This is a genomic window from Blautia segnis (genome assembly GCF_014287535.1).
GTDB classification, from domain to species: domain Bacteria; phylum Bacillota; class Clostridia; order Lachnospirales; family Lachnospiraceae; genus Blautia_A; species Blautia_A acetigignens.
Window position 1 is genome coordinate 31,300 of record NZ_JACOOT010000039.1, and the last position, 23,351, is coordinate 54,650.

Here is a 23,351-nt window from a genome sequence, read left to right on the forward strand (position 1 = left end):
CATAACAAAATAAGAAAAATCTGACGAGAAAATAATAGCGAAACAAAGGTTGCCATGGTACTGGTTGCCGCTGTAGCGCTGGGATCAAGTACGTATGCTTGGTTTGTAACGAATACGAAGGTTACAGCAGGTAAGGCAGAAATGACTGCAACTGCTGCAAACACACTGCTCATTTCTGCAGCAGGTCAGAATGAGTGGGCAACATCTTATGATTTTACCGACACTAACACAACGTTTGCACCAGTATCTACTGTTGGTACTGATGATGGAACAGAGTTTAACTTCTTCAAACAGAAAAATTGGGCAAAAGATTCTGGACAGAGTAATGCAATCACCGTTAATAAAGTATCTGAACTTACCGATGATGAAAAAGCAGATGGTACAACTCCACTTTATTACAAAAAATCCTTTGACATCAAGGCATCACAGGCTTGTAAACTTTATCTTGATACTGAGACTGCATTTACAGCAACAGCAGGTAGTATGAATAAGACACTTCGTCTCGCACTTGTAGTAAAAGACTCTACTGGTGCTTATAAGAAGACAGTGATTTATCAGGTAGACAAAGAAGCAAATGCTACAAATGGTAATAGCTATAATACTACTCTTGCTAGTACCGGAAGTAATGGTATTGCAAAAGCTGTTTCAGCTGTAGGTACAGATGATGCAGTAACTTCTGCAGCACTTGCAGTTAAAGTTCCAACAGATAAAGATATCGTTAGTCAGGGGCTTCTTGCAACACCAGATGCAACTAATGGACTGAATCCTACGGTTGGCGCAGGTGTGGATACTCTTTATGAGTTCACGGGTGCTAACGATGTATGCCAAATTACTGCTTATATTTGGATGGAAGGTTGTGATTACGACTGTACAAACAATACTGTTAACGAAATTACAGCAACTGCAAATAAAGTAAGTGCTAATCTTGGTTTCTGTGCAGGACTTTAATTCTATAACAAGAGGTTATATTGAAAACTCCCTAGATGGTTGTGGCATCTGGGGAGTTTTTTGAAAAGCCCAAAGAATCCAAGGGGACAGGGAAAGTGACTTTTTAGGTGTCCCCTTGGCTTTCACAGTCCGCATCAGTTCCTTCCATCCAGATGTAAACTCGCATGGTTGTGTTTCCATCATAATCTACGCTAGATGCAATTTTCTGTGCATTTCCGGTTCGCAGTATATAACTGAATCCATCTTTTGTAGCTGCATAATTGTACGTTTTTCCATCTGCAGAATCCGTCCATGTACGTAGACTAGGTGTGGTTTTACTTCATTCATAAAATATATTCGTATAAAAAAATGTCTCCCCTGGGGGGCACATCGTTGAGAGGTGCGGGGAGTCCTGTTAATATTATTATATGTATAACAGATAAAAAAACAATGTGCAAAATAGCTAAAATTCATCTTAAGCTCTGACAATGCAAGCTAGCATACAGCTATATGCTCCGAAAGTCTTATGAAAGCAAGTTGCCAAATCGTTAAAAGGTTGTTTGGTTTGGGTTATACCTCTTAAAAGTATCAATGTTCAGTAAAAAATGTTGCCATGGTATGCGTAGTTGCTATCGCGCTGGGATTAAGTACGTATGCGTGGTTTGCAAGCAACAATAGTGCAAAAGCTGAAAAAATGAATGTAACTGCAACAGCAGATGTTAAGTTCTTGGAAATCCAGAATGCCAAAGGGACAATGAAAAAACTACTTTTCCTGTCCCCTTGGCTTCAAGAAAAGATCATGGAAAGAAATTAAATATCTCTCCATGACCCTTGCTACTTGGGGAATATTCAAAGTTCCCAGATGCCACAACCATCTAGGAACCTGAGGTTAATTACATTTCGTTAATATTTTACTGAGCTGCACCAACGCAGAAGCCGAGTGTTGTTGTAACTTTTTGCTGGGTGATATTCTTTACAACAGAACTGTTACAATCAGCATCGCAACCTTCCATCCAAATATATACATCAATAGTTACAGTATCATCTGGCTTTGTGAACTGGTAGAGAACATCGGCATCATTAAATTCTGTTGCCATTGCATTATTAGTAGGTGTTGTTGCAAGATTTGGTGTTGTATTTGTTGTACCAGTATGTAAATATTTAGTAACACCATTAGTTGTGTCGATATTTTTACCGACAATATCTGCAGATGTGCTTGCTCCAGAAATGGCCTTTTTAACACCATCCGCACCAAGAGTAAGTAAAGTTGTATTATAGCTATCGGTTAAATTGTCTTTATCAACCTGATAGATATAAGCACCATTGTAAGTAGCAATGCCGTTACCCTTAACAACAAGAGCTACACGAAGCGTAGTAGCAGTGTCGTTGGCAGTTGCCTGTTCTGTTTTTGCTGCGATATCAAAAACAGTCTCCTTATCAAGATACAGATTAGATTTCTGACTTGCTTTTAAAGTGACAGTATCTTTATAGTATTCTGTTCCGGCAGTGGCATCAACAAATTCACTAGCGTTGTAAGTACCGTCTGTATCCGTTTTCCATGCATTGTCTTTAAAAAATTTAAGATCAGCATATGTATCAGAACCGATAGTTGATACTGGTGCAAAGTCTTTTGAATCATAATCTGCTAATGTTGCAACAGTGCCCCATTTAGCATTTGTTTCTCCATCACCATGGGTAATTAAAAGGTTATTTGCTGCTTTTGCGGTTACATCAACGTTTTCAGCTGTAACCTTAGTATTGTTCACAAACCAAGCATACGTACTTGATCCCAGCGCTACAGCGGCAACCAATACCATGGCAATCGCTGCACCCAGCTGTTTTTTAAGTGTTTTCACACTTTTTGTTTCTGTCATATTTTTCCTCCCATTTGCGTTCTTTTGGCGGTTGAAAAATGGGGCGGTGGGAAGTGATATTCGGTTCTCTTGCCATCAGTTCATGCTCTCACCGGGCCCGGTTAAAAGAGTTTCTCCTCAAACCGTTTCCGGTGAGGATATCAACTCATAGCAGGCCTTGGAATAGGACTTCCGATTCCGTTTCCTTTCCCTCAATTGCCAAAAGATTTGCTCCTTTGTAAAAAAGGTTATTTCTTTTTTATATAAACAGTGGTTGTGGCACTGCTCATACCATTCATATGTACCTGGCTTCTCAGGTACTTTTTGGTTATTTATTTCGCCTGGTGTCCCAGGTGATCTCTCTGTCTGAATAGTAGCTGTCATTTGGTGCTTCATTTCCTGACGCATTGATGGGCTTGTCGCCTGTCAGGGTATCCTTGATATCTGTGATGAACTTCCATACAAGGCTTGTCTCATCGTCATAGTCAGCATCAATATGCATGCTGAACTGGACGCTTCCTCCGATGATGGAATCCACACATTCGGGATCGTCTCCCTCCATCCAGATTGCAATGGTATAGCGGTCTACGTTTCCCACAAGGAAATCGGGCTCTTCATATGTACAAACCAAATCTTCGGACTCAAAGCTGGTGCAGCCGCTTTCGTCGCCTCCGTCTGCTCCCGGCTCCGCATATACCACGCGGGTTCCGTTCCGCCAGACTGCCACTCGAACCGCATCCTCCGCGCCCTTGGCACAGGAGTCCAAAGTGATCCTTGCCTTGTAGCCAAGATCCTCCTTGCCTGCGTTTCGCACGTAATAGGTGTACGCCATGTAGTTCTTGCCGTTATGGTCTCCCTCTTCTTCATCCAGATTGTCTGGAAGATCCTCGATGGAAATATTGGTGGCATCCTGCACCGCACTTGCGGTAAGCCTTGCCGTTGCGTCCTTGAAATCTCCGGTCTCGGAAATACTGATTCCCTTTCGGTACAGCTCCAGACGGTTCAGGTTGATGGTGAAGTTACCCATTTTCTCCTGCATAAATGCGGTGATAAACAAAATTGCTACCAGAAGAAGCAGTCCCATCAGCAAAAGCTGCATTCTATCTAATTGCAGAAGTGCTGCTCCGATCTTACGGCGCTTACGGTGGGGAATGTACATGCTGACAACGTCCTCAGGGTCTGCTCCCTCGCCGTATTTGCTCATCAGCTCTTCCAGCTCTTCGATTCGGATAATCTGATCTGTCTTTCTCTTTCTGCCAAAGCGCTTCCTGGGCTTTTTCTCTTCCTGGTTTTCTGAAATATCGGCAGGGATTTCCTCCTGCCTGTTCTTCCTTCTCTTCATACTCTTACAGTCTGTATCTCTTCTTCACATAGGCTACATAGTTCTGCATAGCGGCCTTCTCCTCAGGGTCTGCAAAACGCAGCTGGATACCGGCTACATAGCGGAAGCTTCCGCCCTTGGGTACCTCTCTCATCCAGCAGATCACGCCAGCCACCTCGTGCTCCGGAACTCCTGCGGCGGCAGTTCCGATTCTGGGAAGGGTGAAAATGCAAGTCTCCCCTACATCAAACCAGCGGTTCATATAAATTGCAAGACCGCCGTTGGAAATATCCATAGTCTCGCCCAGCTCCTGATCGATCTCTCCGTCTGAATTCAGTGCCCAGGTATCCTGCATGTATTTCACCGGCAGAGCCACCTTCATACGTACATCCACACGCTTGATAAACTGTCTGTGTTCTGTTACACGACGTACCTTCCAGAAACGGCGGATTCCAACCTTCACGGTATCGTCTACATATCCGGCAATAATGCCCGCTTCCTCTCCGTCGCCGTACTCAAACAACAGCTTCTGATTCTCGTCAGGCTCCAATGCTTTTCCCCCAACCATAGGGATGGATACCAGAAAAGCAGATTCGTCTAATGATTTATTAAAAGTACATATCATATTGAATTTCGGTTCCTGACCGATGGGAACATCAAATGCCATTCGAAGCTTCGTTCCCGGATTGATCTTTAGTACTCCTGCCATGCTTCACCTCGTCTCCGCGTTTCATCCTGCAAAGGCGTTCTTTCTATATCGCTACTTATTTATCCCATATTATAACAAATATCATAATTTCCGTCTACATTATTTTACCAAATTATTTTCAGAATATTTCCAAAAAGCACTGAAATTTCACGAAGTTTCCTCTCCCTTTTGCACACTTCTCCTCTCCCCGCATTTTTCATCCACGGTCAAGGTTCCTTTGGTGATGCAGCGGGTTTTGTCTACGGTGATGGAAAGACTGGTGTCCACAATGGTGATGTACTGATCCAGCAGATTTTTTTCGTAGAGTTTTAGCTGCCGGGCGGCTTTTTCTTCGGCCTGTTCTTTGGTGTATACAGCCTTTTCAATCTGGTAGGGCGTGCGGGTGATTTTTCCCAGGGAAATAGGGAGGGCAAAATTTTCGGTGACCTGCCAGGGGATTTCTTCCACGGAAGTGATATGCTGCTCCCGGGACGCGCTGCCCGCGCCCAGAATCCAGTTTCCTATGTGAAAATACCAGCTGTTTTTCGGCTTGCCGTCTGCGATTTTTTTCTGATAGGAAAGGGAAAATTCCTGGTAGTATGGGATCTGATGGCGGACATAGATGTCTGCGTCTGCGGAAACGTACTCGGTGCGCACCACCTCCTGGCTGTCGTTTAAAATCTCTACAATTCCGGATATGAGAAGGTCGCCTTTCTGACAGGTGTCTCCGGTTTTCATTTTGGGGACGCCGCTTCTTGTGGTCATGCTTACGATTTCGCCGTCAAAATCTGCGATCAGATCACAGGGCACCGCCTCTTCCTGAAGGGTTTCTTCCAATACCTCCTCCTGAATGGTAAGAAGCAGCCGGGTTCCCTGCACCCTGGCAGAAACAAAGGTAATATCCGGGTAATTTTTCCGAAGGAGGGCTGCGATTTCGGAGCAGTTTACGTTCTTTTTGCTGATTCCATGGATCACGCCCTGCTGGTCCAGAAATTCCAGTAGCTGGGGTGTGGAATTTTTCACGTTTCCGTCAATGTGAATGTTCCAAATGCGGCCGGAAAGCCAGAAAAGCAGAAGGGCGCACAGCAGGATGCCTGTAAGAAAGCATTTCCTGCGCCAGCTTCTGTACAGGAAAAAGGGCAGGCCTCTTTTTTCCAGAATGTGGATGCGGACATGGGTTTTGCTATGTATGGGCGCCAGCTTTTTGAAATCTGCTATGGAAATGCGGGCGGTGAGTTTCTTCTCTTCTGGGAGACGGACATTTTCCAGAAGGAGGCCTCTGGCGCGGCACAGGTTTAGGAAACGCTCTATCTGCTCCCCGGATACGGAAATTTTCACAGAGCCGCGGACGAATTTTTCGGGACTTTCCATGCTTCCAGGCTCCTTTCTTATTTTGGACGTTCCATTCTTTCTCATCCACGCTCCAGCAAAACACAGGAAATGAATCCTTTTATTTCCATTTCCATGGGGCTGTAGCTGGCGATCTCCAGATTTTCCCCCTGGAGGATCACTTTCCCTTTGCAGGTCAGGATGATCAGCTTTTCGCCGGAATAAAAAAGGATGCTTTTATAGTTTTCGATCACAGCCCTGGATGGACCTGTGAGGGTGATGATGGGGTCCTTGCAGGCAAGATCGCCGGGAACCTGCATGGCGGTCAGGATGTTTTCCCGGAAAGTGTAGGGACTTCGGGATGAATCCCCCTCTTTCTCAGGATTTTTGCGCACTCTTTTTCCAGACATAAAAAAATCCTCCCGGCCTTTATAACTAGCTTATGCGGGAGGATTTTTTTTATGCCGAAGCAGCCCCGTCAGGTATCCGCACAGAAACAAACACCTGGCGTTTGACCTAAATTTTTTTCAGACGCTGCTATTGTTTTTGACAATCATAATCTTTTTTACCGGAAAAGTACCAGGGAAAACCAGAGTATGGTGTTTCCGCCAAGATTGTATTCCATGGAATGTTTCTCTACCAGCTCGTTGGCGACTACGCCGTGGCTTTCCAGGCAGGGGTGCATTCTTTCCGGGAAACGGCAGGGCTTGCCGTCTAAGTAAGCGCAGTGTTCGCACAGGTCGCAGGATTCTGTGGAAAGGGTGAAAGTCTCAAAGCCCTCACCCTGAAGGAATTTCGCCACCTCACAGGTCAGTTCCTCGTGTGCGTCCCGGGTGGACAGCATTTCTTCCATGTTCATAAGGTCGGAAACCTCTGCCACGCTGGAAAAAAAGATGCCGCTTTTGTAGCTGTGGATCCGGGCGGCGCATTCCTCAAGGGTGCCTACCGCAGGGGGACAGGCCCAGGTGGTGCCGTAGCGCTCGCACTCCTGTTTGCAGATGGTACGCACCCGCTCCCGCACTTGGATTTCAGCAGCATCCAGCACGCGGTATTCGTAAATGGGATACTGGGATATAAATTCTTCAAAACGATTTGTGTCTAACATGTTGTTCCTCTTTGTATTTAATCAGCCAGCTCCTGCTCTGCAAACAAACTGGATACGGCAGCCTGGTAGTCGGACAGATGCTGGGATTTCTTGATTTTCTTTGCGTATTTCTCGTAGTTTGTGAAGCTGACTGCCATGTAGCTCCAGAGCTCTTTCATGCGGAAAAGCACGTTTCGCTCGCCAGATAAAAGCTCTTTGTATTCTTCCAGCAGACAGTCGTGGAACTGGCAGAGCACTGCTTTGCCCGGCTGTACGCCATCCCGAATCTCGCTTACCAGACCTGGATTTGTGATCAGGCCTCTGCCGTACATAAAACAGTCTGTGTCCGGGAAGCGCTGGGTAATGCGCTTATAATCTGCTGTGGAAAACAGGTTGCCATTGTAGCACAGGGGCATTTTCAGCCGGCTGACTGCCTTTTCGTAAGCACCAAGACGGGGGACGCCCCGGTACATATCTGTCTGGATTCTGGGGTGGATGATCAGCTCGTGGATGGGATATTTCTCGTAGATGGCAAGAAGGTAATCCCAGTCCTCCTCGTAATGGGTGCCGATCCTGGTCTTGATGGAAATCTTCATGTCCAGTTTGCTAAAGATCTCGTCCAGAAAGGCGTCTAATTTCTGGGGCTCTGCCAGAAATCCGGCACCTTTGCCTTTGGCGGTTACAGTGCCGGAGGGACAGCCAAGGTTTAAGTTCACTTCCTGGTGTCCGTAGTCCTCCTTCAAAAGCTGGGCTGTGCGGATGAAGTCCTCTGCATTGCAGGTCAGGATCTGGGGAACCACGTACATCCCCTCGTTCCGTTCCGGCGACACCTCGCAGATTTCCTGGAAGCTTAAGTTCTTCTTGGGTTTGGCGGAAATAAACGGGGTGAAGTATTTGTCCATAGGATGATAAAACCTGTGGTAGGCACGTCGGTATACAAAATTGGTCACTCCCTCCATGGGAGCCATGTAATCTTTCATTTAAGTCCTCGCATGTATTAATTTCTGAAATTTGTAGGGCACAAAAGCCACTGGGAACGAAATTTTCATAAAACCAATTATACACGTTTCTATCTTTTTAGACAATGGCTGATTCCTCAATATCAGCGGATTTTGTTCTCCTTTTTCCATTCCCGGTATTCTTCCAGTCTTCGCACGTATGCATCAAATTCCGGAACTGTGAAATCCAGTTCCTTATACCGCACGGAATAAATAATTCCTTTGCTGATCAACTGAGCCCTTGAGGTAGAAATAGAGTTTACCGTCTTGTTCATTATTTTTGCCACACTGGAAATCGTACAGGGAAGTTCCCCACAGGCTGTCATTGCAAAAATAAATTTCTTATCAGCCTCAGAGCACCGCTCATACCTGACTTTAAAAAAACCATTATCCAGCGTTTTCAAAAACTCCTCTACATTTTTTTCCACGCATTTTCCGTCAATTACGTCTGTGCTGGTATTTTGGTAAACGATCTGGCATAGCTGCTGGATAAAAAACGGATACCCTTTGGTAAGCCTGATAATCTTTGTTACTGCGTCATCTGTATAACGAACATGCATCTTCTCCGCCGGCTTCTCAATTGCCTCTCTCGCCTGTGTTTCTTCCAATGAGCCAATTTCTTTGTAAACAAATAATCTCTCCGAATAGGATTTCTCCTCGGAAAGCATGGAATAGATCTTCGGAAGTCCTGCTCCCACGATCATTACCGGATAGCCCAGCTGATTGGCCCGGTGAAGCGCCGCAATCAGTGCGCCAAGCTCATTGGATTTCATATACTGAATTTCATCTATGAAAAAACAGATGGGTGTTTCCGCCTTGCCGGCGGCTTCCCCGATGGTACAAAAAACGTCCGTCAGGCTCTGGGTCAGATTAACGGTTGTATACAGTTCTCTTTCCTGCACAGAAAGGGAAAAGGTATTTTCACCAGGGTCGAAAGACACCACCAGAGCTTTAATAGCATCCAACGGTTTCTGGATCAAATGTTTAAATTTCTCAACTGTACTTATTTTCCTTAAAAAGGCCTGGGAACAGCTTGCAATCTGAGAAATAAAGTCATTCCGCTCTTCTACCTCTATATGTCTGCAGAAAATCCCTTTTTCTTCCGCAATGGTCTGTAGCCTGTTGATCAGAACAGTTTTCCCCACACCGCGAAGTCCGCTGAAAATCACGGATTGTGTGGGAATATTCAGCATCAGCCCATCAAATAAATTCTCAATATTTTTTATATCTTCGTCACGGCCAGCCAGATAAACAGGCATCAATCCTGCACCAGGTCTGTATGGATTTACTTTAAACATTTCAGCACCTCCAAGCATAATGATGTTAGGGGCAAAAAATAATTCCCCCAGAGCTTTTTAACACGCTCTAAATTGCTCTATCACATATTATTCCATTAACCACCGTCTTCGTCAACACATTTCCGTGTAAAAGTATAAAAAAGTATGGTATATCTCAAATATAACCAGATAAGCATCATCTATTCCACCACAGACCTTAAAGTGCTATATTTTTCACAAATACATATGTCTTTCCCAGAAAATACAGTTTCCTGGCAAATTTCTCTTGCCACCTATACTTTGCCGTGCTAAAATGCAAAAGAACCTTTTCCTGTAATTGGAAGGGAAGGTTATTTTGACAGAAAGAAGGCATACAAAAAGATGAAATTTTCCAAGCGACTGGATTTATTTGGAGATGAAATTTTCGCTGCGCTGAATGAGAGGCGGCTTGAGCTTGAGAAACAGGGAAAGAAAATATACAACATGAGCGTGGGAACCCCGGATTTTCACACACCGGACCACATTAAGAAAGCACTTATGGACGCAGCTGCGGACGACCAGAACTGGCGTTACAGCCTCCGTGACCTGCCAGAACTTCTGGACGCGGTCTGTGCTTATTACAAGAAGCGTTTCCAGGTGGACATTACACCGGATATGGTAATGTCTGTTTACGGAAGCCAGGAAGGTATGGGACATCTGGGCATGACCCTGTGTGATGAGGGAGATGTGGTGCTTCTTCCGGATCCCTGCTATCCGGTTTTTGCAGCGGGAAGCAAGCTGGGCGGCGCAGTGCCTTACTACTATCCGCTGGTTGCAGAGCATGATTTCCTGCCTTATGTAAAAGATATCCCGGAGGACGTAGCAAAAAAAGCACGCTACATGGTAGTTTCCCTTCCGGCGAATCCGGTAGGAAGCATTGCTACTCCCGGACTTTATGAAGAAATTATTGCATTTGCAAAAAAATATGACATTCTGATCATCCATGACAACGCATACAGCGACATTATTTTCGACGGCGTAAAAGGCGGAAGCTTCCTTGCCACTCCTGGAGCCAAGGAAGTGGGTGTTGAATTTTTCAGCCTTTCCAAATCTTTCAACGTAACCGGTGCCAGAATCAGCTTTCTCATCGGACAGCCGGAAGTGATCGCTGCCCTTAAGAAGCTGCGCAGCCAGATTGATTTCGGTATGTTCCTGCCCATCCAGAAAGCTGCCATTGCCGCACTGGAAGGACCTCTTGACAGCGTGAAGGAACAGTGCATCCAGTACCAGGCACGCCGCGATGCACTTTGTGACGGACTTGCCTCCATCGGCTGGGAAAAACCAAACGGCAAGGGAACCATGTTCGTATGGGCCCGCATCCCAGGCGGCCGCACAGACAGCATGGCATTCTGCATGGAACTGATGGAAAAAGCCGGCGTCATCGTCACCCCAGGCGCAAGCTTCGGACCTCACGGGGAAGGATATGTGCGCTTCGCACTGGTACTTCCGCCTGAGAAAATCAAAGAGGCGGTTGAGGCAATCCGTACAAGCGGAATTTAATGCATAAAAAAACGCCTAAAACAGCCAGCGGGAAGGGAGTTTTCCATTACAGATTTGAACCTCGAAACCAGGCTCACAATCCACAAGGCAGAAAATTTTCTGACTCATATTTGGTTTGTGCATTCAAACATAAGTACCAAAATCCAAAATAACTCAAGAAAAGAAAGGGCTTTTATAACTCATTCAAGTTATAAAAAGCCCTTTCTTGTTTCCAGAGCATGTTTGCAAAAGGCCTTCTGCAAGATGTACGTTACAATTTGCGGAAAGATTTTGGAGACACACTCTAAATTATTTGTGGTAGGGTTCGTGGTTCATGATGCGGTAGCCGCGGTAGATCTGCTCCAGGAGGATCATCTGCATCAGCTGATGGGGGAAGGTCATTCTGGAGAAGCTAAGCTTGTAGTCGGCGCGCTTTAACACTGCATCGGAAAGGCCCAGGGAGCCGCCGATCACAAAGACGATGCTGCTTTTTCCCTGTACCCCTAATCTGGCGATCAGATCGGAAAGTTCTACGGAATCCAGCATTTTGCCGTCTATGGCAAGGGCGATCACATAGTCCTGCTCCCGGATGTGGGAAAGAAGACGGTTGCCTTCTGTCTCCTTGATCTGACGGTTCAGGGCATCGGAGGCCTTGTCCGGGGTTTTCTCGTCCGGCACCTGGATGAAGTTCAGCTTGCAGTAGCGGCTAAGGCGCTTGGCGTACTCGGCGATCCCGTCATTTAAATATTTTTCTTTTATTTTTCCAACTGTGAGAATACGAATTTCCATAGCAGATTACATTTCAAAATCCATTGCCACGCGGTCGCAGGTGTTTGGTCTTACGTAGGTGTCGGCAACTTTTACGTGATTTGGGTTTACAGCGTAGGCAGCAAGTGCCTCGGCGCTCTCAAGCTCTGTGATCAGGCACAGGTCACGGGAGCTGGATGTCAGGGGATCGGTGACTACCTTTGCGCTGATCAGGCCTGGAACTACGCCTACAAGACCTTCTAAATGCTCTTTGATCTGTGCTTTTAATTCCGGCTTCTTCTCCTCCGGAATCTCCTCTTTAAATGACCACATTACCATATGTTTTACCATGTTTCTCTTCTCCTTTACTATTAGATTTTACCCGTTTCCATTACAAATGTTCTTCCACATAGGTCTGGAATTCTTCCATGGACATCAGGACTTTACGGGGCTTGGTGCCTTCTTCGGGGCCTACGACTCCGGCGTCGCAGAGCTGGTCCATGATCCTTGCGGCACGGTTGAAGCCGATCTTGTACATTCTCTGCAGCATTCCGATGGACGCTTTCTCCTTCTCGATAATGAATTTGCCGGCCTGCTCGAAATAAACGTCACGTTCCTCCCCGCCGGAGCTTCCTCCTGCTGTGAGAACCGCATTGTTCATCTGCTGCTCGATCTTGCTGTCATAGTCAGTCCTTGGGTTCTTGTCTGCTAAGAAGTTCACAATATCACTGACTTCATCATCCGAGACAAAAGCTCCCTGCAGTCTGGCAGGCTTCTGATAGCCCTGCGGATAAAACAGCATATCTCCTTTACCAAGCAGTTTCTCCGCACCGTTCATATCCAGAATAGTTCTGGAGTCCACGCCGGAAGTAACCGCAAATGCAATACGGGACGGCATGTTCGCCTTGATCAGACCTGTGATGACATTGACAGAGGGTCTCTGGGTTGCGATAACCAGATGAATGCCTGCTGCACGGGCCAGCTGTGCCAGACGGCAGATGGCATCCTCCACATCTCCAGGTGCCACCATCATCAGGTCGGCAAGCTCGTCTACGATAATGACGATCTGACACATTTTCTCCGGGCGCTGTTCGCCCTCCGGGAAGGTCATCTTGTCCAGCTTGCGGTTGAACTCCTCCAGATTACGCACGCCATACTCTGCAAAGGTATTGTAACGGTTGCTCATCTCATTTACCGCCCAGTTCAGAGCACCAGCTGCCTTCTTCGGATCTGTGACAACCGGAATAAACAGATGGGGAATTCCATTGTAGACACTAAGCTCCACCACCTTGGGGTCGATCATGATCAGCTTCACCTCATCCGGTTTGGCTTTATATAAAATACTGATGATCAGCGTATTGATACATACGGATTTACCGGAACCAGTGGAACCAGCGATCAGAAGGTGAGGCATTTTCGCGATATCCGCAACCACAGTCTTGCCCTCAATGTCCTTGCCAGCTGCAAAAGCAAGCTTGGATTTGGCATTCTGGAACTCCGGTGACTGGATCAGATCGCGGAGCATCACGGCACTGTGCTCCTTATTGGGAACCTCGATTCCAACGGCCGCCTTGCCTGGAATAGGTGCCTCAATACGAATGTCCGGCGCTGCAAGATTCAGCTTGATATCATCAGCAAGGCCTACGATCTTGCTGACCTTCACGCCCATTTCCGGCTGAAGCTCATAACGGGTGACGGTAGGTCCGCAGCTTACATTGGTTACCTTGGCATTGACGCCGAAGTTGTATAAAATCTCCTGAAGTTTCTGCGCTGTCTTCCTTAAGTGAGCATCGGAATCTCCCTGGGATTTGCCGTTGCCCCTCTTCAGAAGGTTCACAGACGGGTACTGATATTCCCGCTTCACGGCTGCTTCCTGGGTGCTGATCTCGTGCTGGATATTGACGATTCCGCTCTCAATCTCCTGCCTGGAGGATTTGGGATTCTTGGCAGGCTGGCGGGATGCTCTCTCCTCTCCTGCAGGGGCGACACCATGAGAACCATCAGCTGTGCCAGACGAACCAGAAGTACTGGCAGCTCTTCCAGAGCCATGAGAACCTGAAACATCAGCTCCCGTGCCGGAACCGCCGGCACTTGTTGCCTGCATGGTTCTGGCAGTTGCCATGGCTTCCTTGAAATCTACGCCAGCGTAGCTGTCCTCATCTTCTGCATCCTGCACTGGATTCACTGCCTGAGGCTGCATTTCTTCTCCAAAATGCGCCAACTGCTGCTGCTCTTCCATCACAGTCTCTGGCAAAACTTCTTCCGTATCCACAGTCTCTGATCTGTGAATGGCAAAATCCAGTCCTGTATCCTCCGGAAGGGAAACCTGGTCATCCATTCCATCCCCGTAAGCCTCCATATCACTGAACAGATCCGTTCCCACAAGAAATCCAGTGGTCTCTGCCTCTGCTCCTCTTCTTGCCTGGCGTCTCACCGGCTGGCTGGCTTCTGTCAAACTGTCTCTGTTTTTCTGCTTCTTTTTCCCAAAGATGGAAGAAGTTTTCTTCGAACCGTCTTCTGACTCCAATTCTTCCTCTTCCAAATCCAGATCCTCTTCCGCCAGCGCAGCCTCCAGCTCCTTCATTCTTCTCTCCCGGCGTTCCTGGGCTGCCATCTGGCGCTGCTGGGCCTTCACCTGACGTCTTAACTCCCGCTCCGGTGCTCCCTCCTGGTAACGCTCATGAGTTCCCTTCAGCATCTCCAGGAGCTTATCGTAAAGCTTATAGAGAAATCCCAGAAAAGAATGCTGGGTGATCAAAATCAGGCAGACTAAGATCACAAGCACAATGATCACATAGGCTCCTACCGTTCCAAATGCGGAAATGGTAGAAATGCAGATGGCTCCTCCAATGGCGCCTCCGCCCGTGTGATACTGGGAACTAACCTTGTAGTACTCTGCCAGAGTGGTGCTCTCTGCGTACCCCTCTGTCAACAGCTGGAACACGCCGCAGAGCACCAGAAACAGAACAGCTGCTGCCGCGGTCTTCTTATAGGCAAGCACATTACCCTTATTGGAAATCAGAAACACGGACACCCCAAACAAAACGAATGGAAATGCATAGGCCATCAGCCCCATCACTCCCATCAGTGCCCTGCTGATGCTTCCACCCACACTGCCTCCAAAGCCCAGGCAGCTTACCATCAGGATAATGGAAGCTGCGATCAGCACAAGAATCACGATCTCTGTCTGGAAACCGCTGGATATGGACTGCTTGGTATTTACATTTTTCCTGGTGGAAGGCCGTCCGGCGGTTTTCTTTTTGCCAGAGACATTCCCTTTAGCGGTTGATTTTTTCCTCGTATTAGATTTCTGCGTTTTTGACGCTGCCATTTAAAAGCTCTCCCTTCATCAGGCAAAATTACTGATCAGCGCTACCGCACCAGCCACAAAGCAATAGAATGCAAAATAGCGCAATTTCGTATGCTGCACGATCTGAAGCAGAAAGCGGATCATAAAATAGCCTACTACTCCTGCCGCAACCATGCCAAGAACATATGTAAATCCAAGTGAAACCGTCATCTTCGGTGTGGTAAACTGGCCAAGCTCCAGAATCAAGGAGCCAATTACAGCCGGAATACTGATCAGATAAGAATATTTCACCGCAAATTTCCTTCTGAAGCCGCACATCATACCGGCGCAGAGAGTCATACCGCATCTGGAAAGTCCTGGAAATACAGAGATTCCCTGGCAGATGCCGATCCACATGGCATGATCGTAGGTTGCCTCCTTCGGTGTCTTAATTCCGCCGATGTTGCTCAGATCGGTCACAAGAAGAAAAATTCCGGTGATCAGAATGCAGATGCCCGGAAGAAGCGGGGAAATGGCCGCCTTGGTCACCAGTCTTCTGCAGATGTAGCCAAGCATGGCTGTGGGAATAGATGATACCAGTATCAGCACCGTAAGCTTCCGATAAGTACCGGACACCAAACGGGCATACCCAAGCTGCTCTCCTGTCCTGCGGTTATGAAAATAGATGTTCAGATTGCCGATCACGTCCATAACCATTCCCAAAAGTTCCTCGCCGATCCTGCGGATATCCTCATGAAATGCGAAAAAAATCGCCGCAAGGGTTCCCACATGAAGAAGCACCTCAAAAAGCACTGCCGTATTCCTGGTAATTCCCATGGCATTCTCTATGGCTGCCAGATGTCCAAAACTGCTGACAGGGAGAAATTCCGTGATTCCCTGCACGATTCCCAATAAAATTGCCTGTAAAACTGACATAACACTCAATTCCTTTTCTATTGTTAAGATCCGGCAGGCAAAAGCCCACCAAGTATTCCCATTATATCACAAACCCGCAGAAGATACAACTTTTAATCGAACAGCTGTTTATGGGGAAATATGGAACTAAGCATTTCTGCGCATAAAAAATCCCCGTCTGAAATCCCATAATGGAAAATCAGACGGGGAAAACATACTCAAAGGAGTATTACTTATTTCGCATATTTGCTCTTAATGTACTCGTCGATACCTCGGGCACCTGCTTTACCTGCTCCCATTGCAAGGATAACAGTTGCAGCACCTGTAACAGCATCTCCGCCAGCGTATACGCCCTCTTTGGATGTCTTACCGAACTCTTCGTCAGCGATGATGCATTTTCTCTTGTTTACATCAAGGCCGATGGTTGTGGAGGAGATCAGCGGGTTCGGGCTTGTACCAAGGGACATGATCACAGTATCAACGTCGATGGTAAACTCAGAACCAGGAATCTCAACAGGACGTCTTCTTCCGGATGCATCCGGCTCGCCAAGCTCCATACGGATGCACTTGATTCCGGTTACCCAGTCTTTGTCATCGGTAAGGATCTCAACAGGGTTGCACAGAAGATCAAACTGTACGCCCTCTTCCTTAGCGTGATGTACTTCCTCTTTACGTGCAGGAAGCTCAGCCTCGGAACGACGATAGATGATATGTACCTCTGCGCCAAGACGAAGTGCAGTTCTTGCAGCGTCCATGGCAACGTTACCACCGCCTACAACTGCAACTTTCTTGCCGTGTGCGATCGGGGTATCATAATCCTCGCGGAATGCTTTCATCAGGTTGTTACGTGTCAGATACTCATTAGCGGAGAATACGCCGTTTGCCTGCTCCCCCGGGATTCCCATGAACATAGGAAGTCCGGCACCGGATCCGATAAATACAGCCTCGAAGCCCTCATCCTTAAGAAGCTCGTCGATAGTTACGGATTTACCGATGATAACGTTGGTCTCGATCTTAACACCGAGAGATTTTACGTTCTCTACCTCAGCAGCAACGACTTTGTCTTTCGGAAGACGGAACTCCGGAATACCGTAAACAAGAACGCCGCCTGCTTTGTGAAGAGCCTCGAAGATAGTTACATCATAGCCCATCTTTGCAAGGTCTCCGGCACAGGTAAGTCCGGAAGGACCGGAACCGATTACAGCTACCTTGTGTCCGTTCTTCTGTGCTGCAGGAACTGGCTTGATGCCGTTCTCTTTCGCCCAGTCAGCAACGAAACGCTCCAGCTTACCGATGGAAACAGCCTCGCCCTTCATACCGCGGATACATCTTCCCTCACACTGTGTCTCCTGAGGACATACACGTCCGCAGACAGCCGGAAGAGCACTGGACTCACCGATGATCTGGTATGCTTTCTCGAAGTTTCCTTCTTTTACTTCATGAACGAAGCCCGGGATATTGATGGAAACCGGACATCCTTCCATACATTTTGCTTTCTTACAGCCAAGGCAGCGGTTCGCTTCTTCCATTGCCTCTTCTTTATTATAACCAAGGCAAACCTCTTCAAAGTTCGTAGCACGTACCTTAGGAGCCTGCTCTCTGACTGGTACCTTCTTTAATACATCTGCCATTATTTGTCACCTCCACACTGTCCGCATCCGCCGTGATGGGTATCGCCCTCCTGAAGCTTCAGAAGCGCACGTCCTTCTTCGGTCTTGTACATCTGCTGTCTCTTCATGGCAAGGTCGAAGTCAACTTTGTGTCCATCAAACTCCGGTCCGTCAACGCAGGCAAATTTTACTTCGCCGCCAACCATCAGACGACAGGCACCGCACATACCAGTTCCATCTACCATGATCGGGTTCATGCTGACAACGGTAGGAATATTCAGTTCTTTGGTTAACAGGCAGACAAATTTCATCATGATCATCGGTCCGATCGCAACGCACAGATCATACTCTTTGCCCTGGTTCTGTACAAGGTCGCGAAGTACGTCAGTACCCATACCTTTGCGTACATAAGAACCATCATCTGTAGTTACATACAGATTACATACTTCTTTCATCTTGTCCTCAAGGATAAGGAGATCCTTTGTCTTGGCACCAACAATGGCATCAGCAGTAATGCCGTGCTCGTGAAGCCATTTTACCTGAGGATATACAGGTGCTGTACCAACACCGCCGGCTACGAATACAATTCTTTTCTTCTTAAGCTCTTCAATGTCTTCATGGCAAAGCTCAGATGGCTGTCCAAGAGGTCCAACGAAGTCTTCGAAGTAATCTCCGGCTTTCAGCTCGGACATTTTGGTGGTAGATGCACCAGCCGGCTGGAATACGATTGTTACAGTTCCTTTCTCTGCGTCATAATCGCAGATTGTAAGCGGAATTCTCTCGCCTACTTCGTCCATCTTTACGATGACGAACTGACCAGGCAGACAATGCTTAGCCACGCGGGGTGCTTCCACGTCCATAAGAAAAACATTTGCAGAAAGTTTCTCTGCGTTGAGAATCTTATACATAGTTCCCTCCTGAAGTACTATATTTAACAAGCGCTAAAAATGTGCGTCCCCAGTGAGGACACATGTACGCTAGTCATATCCTATACCACTATAGCACAAAAAGATGGGTTAGTAAAATGAAATTCTACAGTTTCTCTTATATTTTTTCAAAAAAATGCCAGATCAGCTGTTTTTTTCCTTTTTTTCACCAATGAGCTGGTATAACTTCCCCAGAGCTTCCCGCATTCCGCCTACTTCATCGATCAGGCCCTCCTTTACTGCCTCCGGGCCTTCCAACATAGTTCCCACATCCTTTACCAGCTGGGTGGTGTCCAGCATCAGCTCCTCCAGCCGCTTCTGAGAAGTATGGGAATGGGTGGAAATAAAGGTGGTGATCCGGTCCTGGATCTTTTCCATGTTGCGGTAGGACTGGGCCACGCCGATGAACATGCCGTTGGAGCGCACGGGATGGATCACCATGGTAGCGCTTGGGACCACAAAAGAATAATCTGCGGAAACTGCCATGGGAACGCCGATGGAATGTCCGCCTCCAAGAACCAGAGAAACGGTAGGAACGCTTAAGGAAGCGATCATCTCCGCAATGGCAAGGCCCGCTTCCACGTCACCTCCTACGGTGTTCAGAAGAACCAGAAGGCCGTCCACGGATTCGTCATCCTCGATCATGGCAAGCTTGGGCAAAACGTGCTCATATTTGGTAGTTTTGCTGTGGGACGGGGCAGACTCGTGGCCTTCCACTTCCCCGATGATGGTCAGAAGCTCCACCTTGTATCTTTTGGAATTCTCATGCAGGGTCACTTGTCCCATATCCCGGATCTGTTTATTCTGCTGCTCTTCCTGATCCAGGTTTTCCTTTTTTTCTGCTTTTTCCTGCTGCTGTTCTTTCTGCGGCTCTTCTTCCTGCTTTTCTCCTTTTACAGAGCTCTTCTGCCCTGCTTTTTCCTGGCCTTTCCCCATGTTTTCTTCTGATTCTAATGGGTTTTCCTCTATTATTTCCAGCATAAAAAAATACCTCCACACATTCTTGTATGGAGGTATTATCTGCAATTCTTATAAAATTATTCAGCCCAGTTGTGCCATACGTCTGTAACGTCGTCATCATCATCCAGAAGATCAAGGATTCTCTGGATATCCTTCAGAGCCTTCTCATCAGTCAGCTCTACAGTGGTCTGCGGGATCATGGCAACCTGTGCCTCAAGAAGCGGAACGCCTGCTGCCTCAAGAGCCTCGCGTACTGCACCAAGATCATCCGGAGCTGTGAGAACCTCATAGCTGTCCTCTTCCTCTGCGAAATCCTCAGCGCCTGCGTCAAGAGCGATCATCATCAGCTCGTCAGCGTCCATCTCGCACTCTTCCTTATCGATGATGATCTGACCCTTCTGGTCAAACATGTAGGATACGCAGCCCTGGGTTCCGATGCTTCCGTTACCCTTTGTAAATGCGTTTCTTACATTGCTGGCTGTACGGTTCTTGTTGTCAGTCAGAGTCTCAACGATGATGGCAACACCATTGGGGCCGTATCCTTCGTATACTGCCTTCTCGTAGCTGTCAGCAGAGTCAGCACCTGCTGCCTTCTTAATACCGCGCTCGATGGTATCGTTCGGCATGTTGTTTGCTTTCGCCTTGGCGATAACATCGCGAAGCTTGCCGTTGTTGCTTGGATCCGGACCGCCGGCCTTAACAGCCATTACGATCTCACGGCCGATGATGGTAAAGATCTTACCTTTTTTAGCGTCGTTTTTTTCTTTCTTGTGCTTTATGTTTGCGAATTTTGAATGTCCTGACATTTCTTATCCTCTCCTTTTGGTTCTTTTTTTATCTTTTCGGCCCGTACCTTTCCAATAGTCTTGTTTCCAAGGGAAAGGATTCTGAAACGGTAGCCGTTTACCACAATTTCTTTATCCAGATCATCCTCTGTGGGGATATGCCCCAGAAGATTGGTCAGATAACCGTTTAGGGTCTCAAACTCCACCTTCCCGAAGTCGATGCCAAGTTCCTCGGATACATCCTCCAGGTAAGCCAGCCCGTCAATGATCACACTGTTGTCCTTCTGTGTGCGGAAGGTGCTGTCATCCTCATCATATTCATCCAGAATGTCCCCTACGATCTCCTCCAGGATATCCTCCATGGAAACGATTCCGGAAGTCTGTCCATACTCATCCACTACCACTGCCATATGGATCTTCTTCACCTGCATGGAGCCGAACAGATCACTGATTCCTCTGGTCTCCGGAATAAAAGAAGCTTCCCGGATCAGTCCCGGCAGATCCTTAAGGGGCTTAAATTTGGCCCAGGAATTCCGGGTAAGGAACTTCAGCGCATCTTTATAATGAATGATTCCCACAATATTGTCAATGGTTTCCTTATATACCGGATAACGGGAATTGCCCTCCTCCAGCATAGTATCCACAATAGACTGCAGATTCTCTTCCTGGTCAAAGGCGATCACATTCTTGCGGTGGGTCATAATATCCTTGGCTTCTGTGTCATTGAACTCCATGATGTTCTGGATCATCTCGGCTTCATTTTCCTCGATGACGCCCTGCTCATGGGCCTCATCTACCATGGAAATGATCTCCTCTTCTGTCACAGGCTCCTCTGCCTGGTTAAAGGCCACTCCGAAGGGGCGTGCCGCCAGCTTGGCGATAAAGGTAACGCACATGGTAAAAGGATATAAGATCCTGGTAAAAAATCCCACAACTCCCAGATAGCGGTAGGCATATTTCTCCGGATGGTAGGTTCCGATCCTTCGAAACGTAAGGATGCCAAGAGATGCAAGCAGGATCACCACAAGTGCAAGCACCAGGATCACTGCTGCCAGATGCTTTATGTAGGGATGAAAGGTCTTCGTAACCCACGGAACGATAAATGCTCCGAAGCTCACGCCGGAAGCCATGACAATCAGCGGAATCGCATTGACAAACGTCATGGGACTGTTCATCAGGGATAACAGATAAGTGGATTTCTTATCTCCTTCCTGCGCCCGCTTCTCAACCTCGCTTCCGCTCAGATTGTGTACTGCAGCCGAGAACCCGTAAAAAATACCGTTCAGCCACAGCAGCAACAATAAAATAATAACGCCCGCCAGGGGCATACTACTGCCGTCCTCCATAAATAAACCCTTTGTTCCTCCGTATAAAACCAGTCAAGGGGATCTTCACCATCCGCCTTGCTATTTGGTTAAAATGCGGCTGCAAATGCCGCTGAGACTTAACAACTATATCACTAAACTTTCTTTTCGTCAAGAGAATGTAAGCTCCAGGCTGATCTCAAGGGCATGATTTACCTTGTCAAGCATGGGGCCGTCCAGGTGGCATACCTTATCCTTAAGCCTTCTCTTGTCAATGGTACGAAGCTGTTCCAGAAGAATTACCGAGTCTTTTTCGATTCCGTAGGCGGACGCATCGATCTCAATATGGGTAGGCAGCTTCGCCTTGTTCATCTTGGATGTGATGGCTGCACAGATCACAGTGGGGCTGTGCCTGTTGCCCACATCGTTCTGAATAATAAGTACCGGGCGGATGCCTCCCTGCTCGCTTCCCACCACAGGGCGAAGATCCGCATAAAAAATATCCCCTCTTTTAATTACCACACAATTCACACTCCGTTTTACTTTAACTTTTTCACTCCTGAAAATAAGTATTTCCAACTTTTTTCCTGTGTATACATGTGTGGTGTTTTACTATTTAATCAAAATACGTTAATTCTCCGCATTCCTCTCCGTCCCTGATGTAGATCCTTGGAACGCGCTTGCTGATATCACAGACAAACTCATAGGAAAAGCGGCCGGACAGATCCCCGATGGTGTCTGCTGTGATCTCTTCCTCTCCGTCTGTGCCAAGGAGTGTCACCTCATCCCCTGTTTTTGCATCCGGAATGTGGGTTATATCTACCATAAACTGATCCATGCAGACTCTTCCGCAGATCGGCGCCTTTTTGCCGTGGATCAGCACCCAGCCCTTGTTGGAGAGCATTCTTGGGTATCCGTCTGCATAGCCCACCGGAATGGTAGCCAGTCTGGTGACGCGGTCTGTGGTGTAGGTTCCGCCATAGCTTACCTCCGTTCCCGGCTCCACGTCTTTTACATAGGAAATGTGGCTCTTTAAGGACATTACCGGCTGAAGCTTCACAATATCCTTCTCCACTTCCTCGGACGGGTAAATGCCGTAAATGGTGATTCCGGCGCGGACAAGGTTTAAGTTTGCCTCCGGCACACGGATGATTCCGGCGCTGTTAGAGCAGTGGTGAAGAGGAATATGGATGCCGTTTTTCTCCAGAAGGTCCGCGAAGTCAAGGTAGCGCTTCAGCTGTACCATGGCCGGGGTGCGGTCATACTCATCTGCCCTTGCAAAATGGGTAAACAGGCCTTCCACTTCCACATTGTCAAGCTCATAAATCCTGCGGATCTCTTCCAGACTCTCTTCGCTGTCCTTGAATCCGATTCTTGTCATGCCGGTGTCTGCCGCAAGATGGATCAGCGCCTTTTTGCCGCAGGAGGCTGCCGCCTCGCTAAATTTGCGGGCAGTTTCATAATCACAGACTGCCATGCGCACATCCTCTCTTGCCAGCTCTTCGTAGTACTCTTCAAACACAAGTCCCAGGATCAGAATCGGCCGGGTGATTCCTTCCCGGCGCAGCTGCAGGGCTTCCTGGGCAGTCGCAGTGGCAAAGCCCCAGATGTAATCCAAATTCTCCAGCATGGCCGCAATGGGGACTGCGCCATGTCCGTATGCATCTGCCTTGATCACGGCAATGATCTTCGTCCCTTCTTTTATGTTCTTTTTCATCTGTTCAAAATTATATTTCACGGCATCAAGGGAAATCAACGCCTTAATTCTGTTATATTTTTCCATAATGTTCTCCTCGTTACTGTTCACCGATGTAACCTGT

The 23,351-nt window shown here is 47.5% G+C and carries 21 protein-coding genes; 2 read left to right on the forward strand and 19 right to left on the reverse strand.

Annotation, left to right across the window (positions count from 1 at the left end; translation table 11 throughout):
- The first annotated feature begins 54 nt into the window (after positions 1-54).
- A complete protein-coding gene (locus H8S54_RS16510; RefSeq protein WP_186901858.1) occupies positions 55-948 on the forward strand; it encodes a hypothetical protein in 894 nt (297 codons plus the stop codon).
- A gap of 890 nt (positions 949-1,838) precedes the next feature.
- Here the strand turns inward: H8S54_RS16510 and H8S54_RS16515 are convergent.
- The 8 genes from H8S54_RS16515 to H8S54_RS16550 all read right to left on the reverse strand — a co-directional run bounded on the left by H8S54_RS16515 (position 1,839) and on the right by H8S54_RS16550 (position 9,498).
- Entirely contained in the window at positions 1,839-2,801 is a 963-nt protein-coding gene (locus H8S54_RS16515; protein WP_186901859.1) for a hypothetical protein, read from the reverse strand.
- A 307-nt stretch (positions 2,802-3,108) separates the two neighbouring features.
- Positions 3,109-4,122 (reverse strand): hypothetical protein, encoded by a 1,014-nt coding sequence (locus tag H8S54_RS16520; RefSeq protein ID WP_186901860.1) that lies wholly within the window; start codon positions 4,120-4,122, stop codon positions 3,109-3,111.
- A gap of 4 nt (positions 4,123-4,126) precedes the next feature.
- The gene (locus H8S54_RS16525) at positions 4,127-4,810 is read right to left on the reverse strand and encodes a PilZ domain-containing protein (protein WP_117849795.1); all 684 of its coding nucleotides are present in this window, start codon (positions 4,808-4,810) and stop codon (positions 4,127-4,129) included.
- 147 nt (positions 4,811-4,957) lie between these two features.
- Positions 4,958-6,160 carry a sporulation protein YqfD gene (locus H8S54_RS16530; RefSeq protein WP_173767611.1) on the reverse strand — a complete coding sequence of 401 codons (1,203 nt, stop codon included), beginning with the start codon at positions 6,158-6,160 and terminating at the stop codon, positions 4,958-4,960.
- A 41-nt stretch (positions 6,161-6,201) separates the two neighbouring features.
- Positions 6,202-6,528: a YabP/YqfC family sporulation protein gene (locus tag H8S54_RS16535; protein ID WP_021924389.1), complete on the reverse strand. Its 327-nt coding sequence runs from the start codon at positions 6,526-6,528 to the stop codon at positions 6,202-6,204.
- Between the two features lie 155 nt (positions 6,529-6,683).
- Complete coding sequence (locus H8S54_RS16540) at positions 6,684-7,223, reverse strand: DUF2284 domain-containing protein (protein WP_021924388.1); 540 nt, start codon at positions 7,221-7,223, stop codon at positions 6,684-6,686.
- Positions 7,224-7,240: 17 nt separating this feature from the next.
- The gene (locus tag H8S54_RS16545; RefSeq protein ID WP_117849788.1) at positions 7,241-8,182 is read right to left on the reverse strand and encodes a tRNA dihydrouridine synthase; all 942 of its coding nucleotides are present in this window, start codon (positions 8,180-8,182) and stop codon (positions 7,241-7,243) included.
- A gap of 122 nt (positions 8,183-8,304) precedes the next feature.
- The gene (locus H8S54_RS16550) at positions 8,305-9,498 is read right to left on the reverse strand and encodes an ATP-binding protein (RefSeq protein WP_186901861.1); all 1,194 of its coding nucleotides are present in this window, start codon (positions 9,496-9,498) and stop codon (positions 8,305-8,307) included.
- 360 nt (positions 9,499-9,858) lie between these two features.
- On the opposite strand from H8S54_RS16550, the gene H8S54_RS16555 reads away from it, so the two are divergent.
- Complete coding sequence (locus tag H8S54_RS16555) at positions 9,859-11,016, forward strand: pyridoxal phosphate-dependent aminotransferase (protein ID WP_186901862.1); 1,158 nt, start codon at positions 9,859-9,861, stop codon at positions 11,014-11,016.
- A 288-nt stretch (positions 11,017-11,304) separates the two neighbouring features.
- Here the strand turns inward: H8S54_RS16555 and rlmH are convergent, their stop codons facing one another.
- The 11 genes from rlmH to alr all read right to left on the reverse strand — a co-directional run bounded on the left by rlmH (position 11,305) and on the right by alr (position 23,314).
- Positions 11,305-11,784 (reverse strand): 23S rRNA (pseudouridine(1915)-N(3))-methyltransferase RlmH, encoded by a 480-nt coding sequence (gene rlmH / locus H8S54_RS16560; protein ID WP_021924384.1) that lies wholly within the window; start codon positions 11,782-11,784, stop codon positions 11,305-11,307.
- 6 nt (positions 11,785-11,790) lie between these two features.
- Positions 11,791-12,093, reverse strand: coding sequence for a Dabb family protein (locus H8S54_RS16565; RefSeq protein WP_021924383.1), 303 nt, complete (start codon positions 12,091-12,093; stop codon positions 11,791-11,793).
- 40 nt (positions 12,094-12,133) lie between these two features.
- The gene (locus H8S54_RS16570; RefSeq protein WP_243176870.1) at positions 12,134-15,073 is read right to left on the reverse strand and encodes an FtsK/SpoIIIE family DNA translocase; all 2,940 of its coding nucleotides are present in this window, start codon (positions 15,071-15,073) and stop codon (positions 12,134-12,136) included.
- Between the two features lie 18 nt (positions 15,074-15,091).
- Positions 15,092-15,967, reverse strand: a complete 876-nt coding sequence (locus tag H8S54_RS16575; protein WP_186901863.1) for an undecaprenyl-diphosphate phosphatase — start codon at positions 15,965-15,967, stop codon at positions 15,092-15,094.
- Between the two features lie 212 nt (positions 15,968-16,179).
- The gene (gene gltA, locus H8S54_RS16580) at positions 16,180-17,577 is read right to left on the reverse strand and encodes an NADPH-dependent glutamate synthase (RefSeq protein ID WP_117849778.1); all 1,398 of its coding nucleotides are present in this window, start codon (positions 17,575-17,577) and stop codon (positions 16,180-16,182) included.
- Positions 17,577-18,464, reverse strand: coding sequence for a sulfide/dihydroorotate dehydrogenase-like FAD/NAD-binding protein (locus tag H8S54_RS16585; RefSeq protein ID WP_186901864.1), 888 nt, complete (start codon positions 18,462-18,464; stop codon positions 17,577-17,579). Before H8S54_RS16585 ends, gltA begins: the two co-directional genes overlap by 1 nt.
- Positions 18,465-18,626: 162 nt before the next feature.
- Positions 18,627-19,418: a ClpP family protease gene (locus H8S54_RS16590; RefSeq protein ID WP_117850396.1), complete on the reverse strand. Its 792-nt coding sequence runs from the start codon at positions 19,416-19,418 to the stop codon at positions 18,627-18,629.
- A gap of 101 nt (positions 19,419-19,519) precedes the next feature.
- Positions 19,520-20,248, reverse strand: coding sequence for a YebC/PmpR family DNA-binding transcriptional regulator (locus tag H8S54_RS16595; protein WP_173767606.1), 729 nt, complete (start codon positions 20,246-20,248; stop codon positions 19,520-19,522).
- Complete coding sequence (locus tag H8S54_RS16600; RefSeq protein ID WP_021926627.1) at positions 20,218-21,555, reverse strand: hemolysin family protein; 1,338 nt, start codon at positions 21,553-21,555, stop codon at positions 20,218-20,220. The genes H8S54_RS16595 and H8S54_RS16600 overlap by 31 nt, the downstream gene beginning before the upstream one ends.
- 147 nt (positions 21,556-21,702) lie before the next feature.
- Positions 21,703-22,053, reverse strand: coding sequence for a type II toxin-antitoxin system PemK/MazF family toxin (locus H8S54_RS16605; RefSeq protein WP_021926628.1), 351 nt, complete (start codon positions 22,051-22,053; stop codon positions 21,703-21,705).
- Between the two features lie 94 nt (positions 22,054-22,147).
- The gene (gene alr / locus H8S54_RS16610) at positions 22,148-23,314 is read right to left on the reverse strand and encodes an alanine racemase (RefSeq protein WP_021926629.1); all 1,167 of its coding nucleotides are present in this window, start codon (positions 23,312-23,314) and stop codon (positions 22,148-22,150) included.
- Between the last annotated feature and the right edge of the window lie 37 nt (positions 23,315-23,351).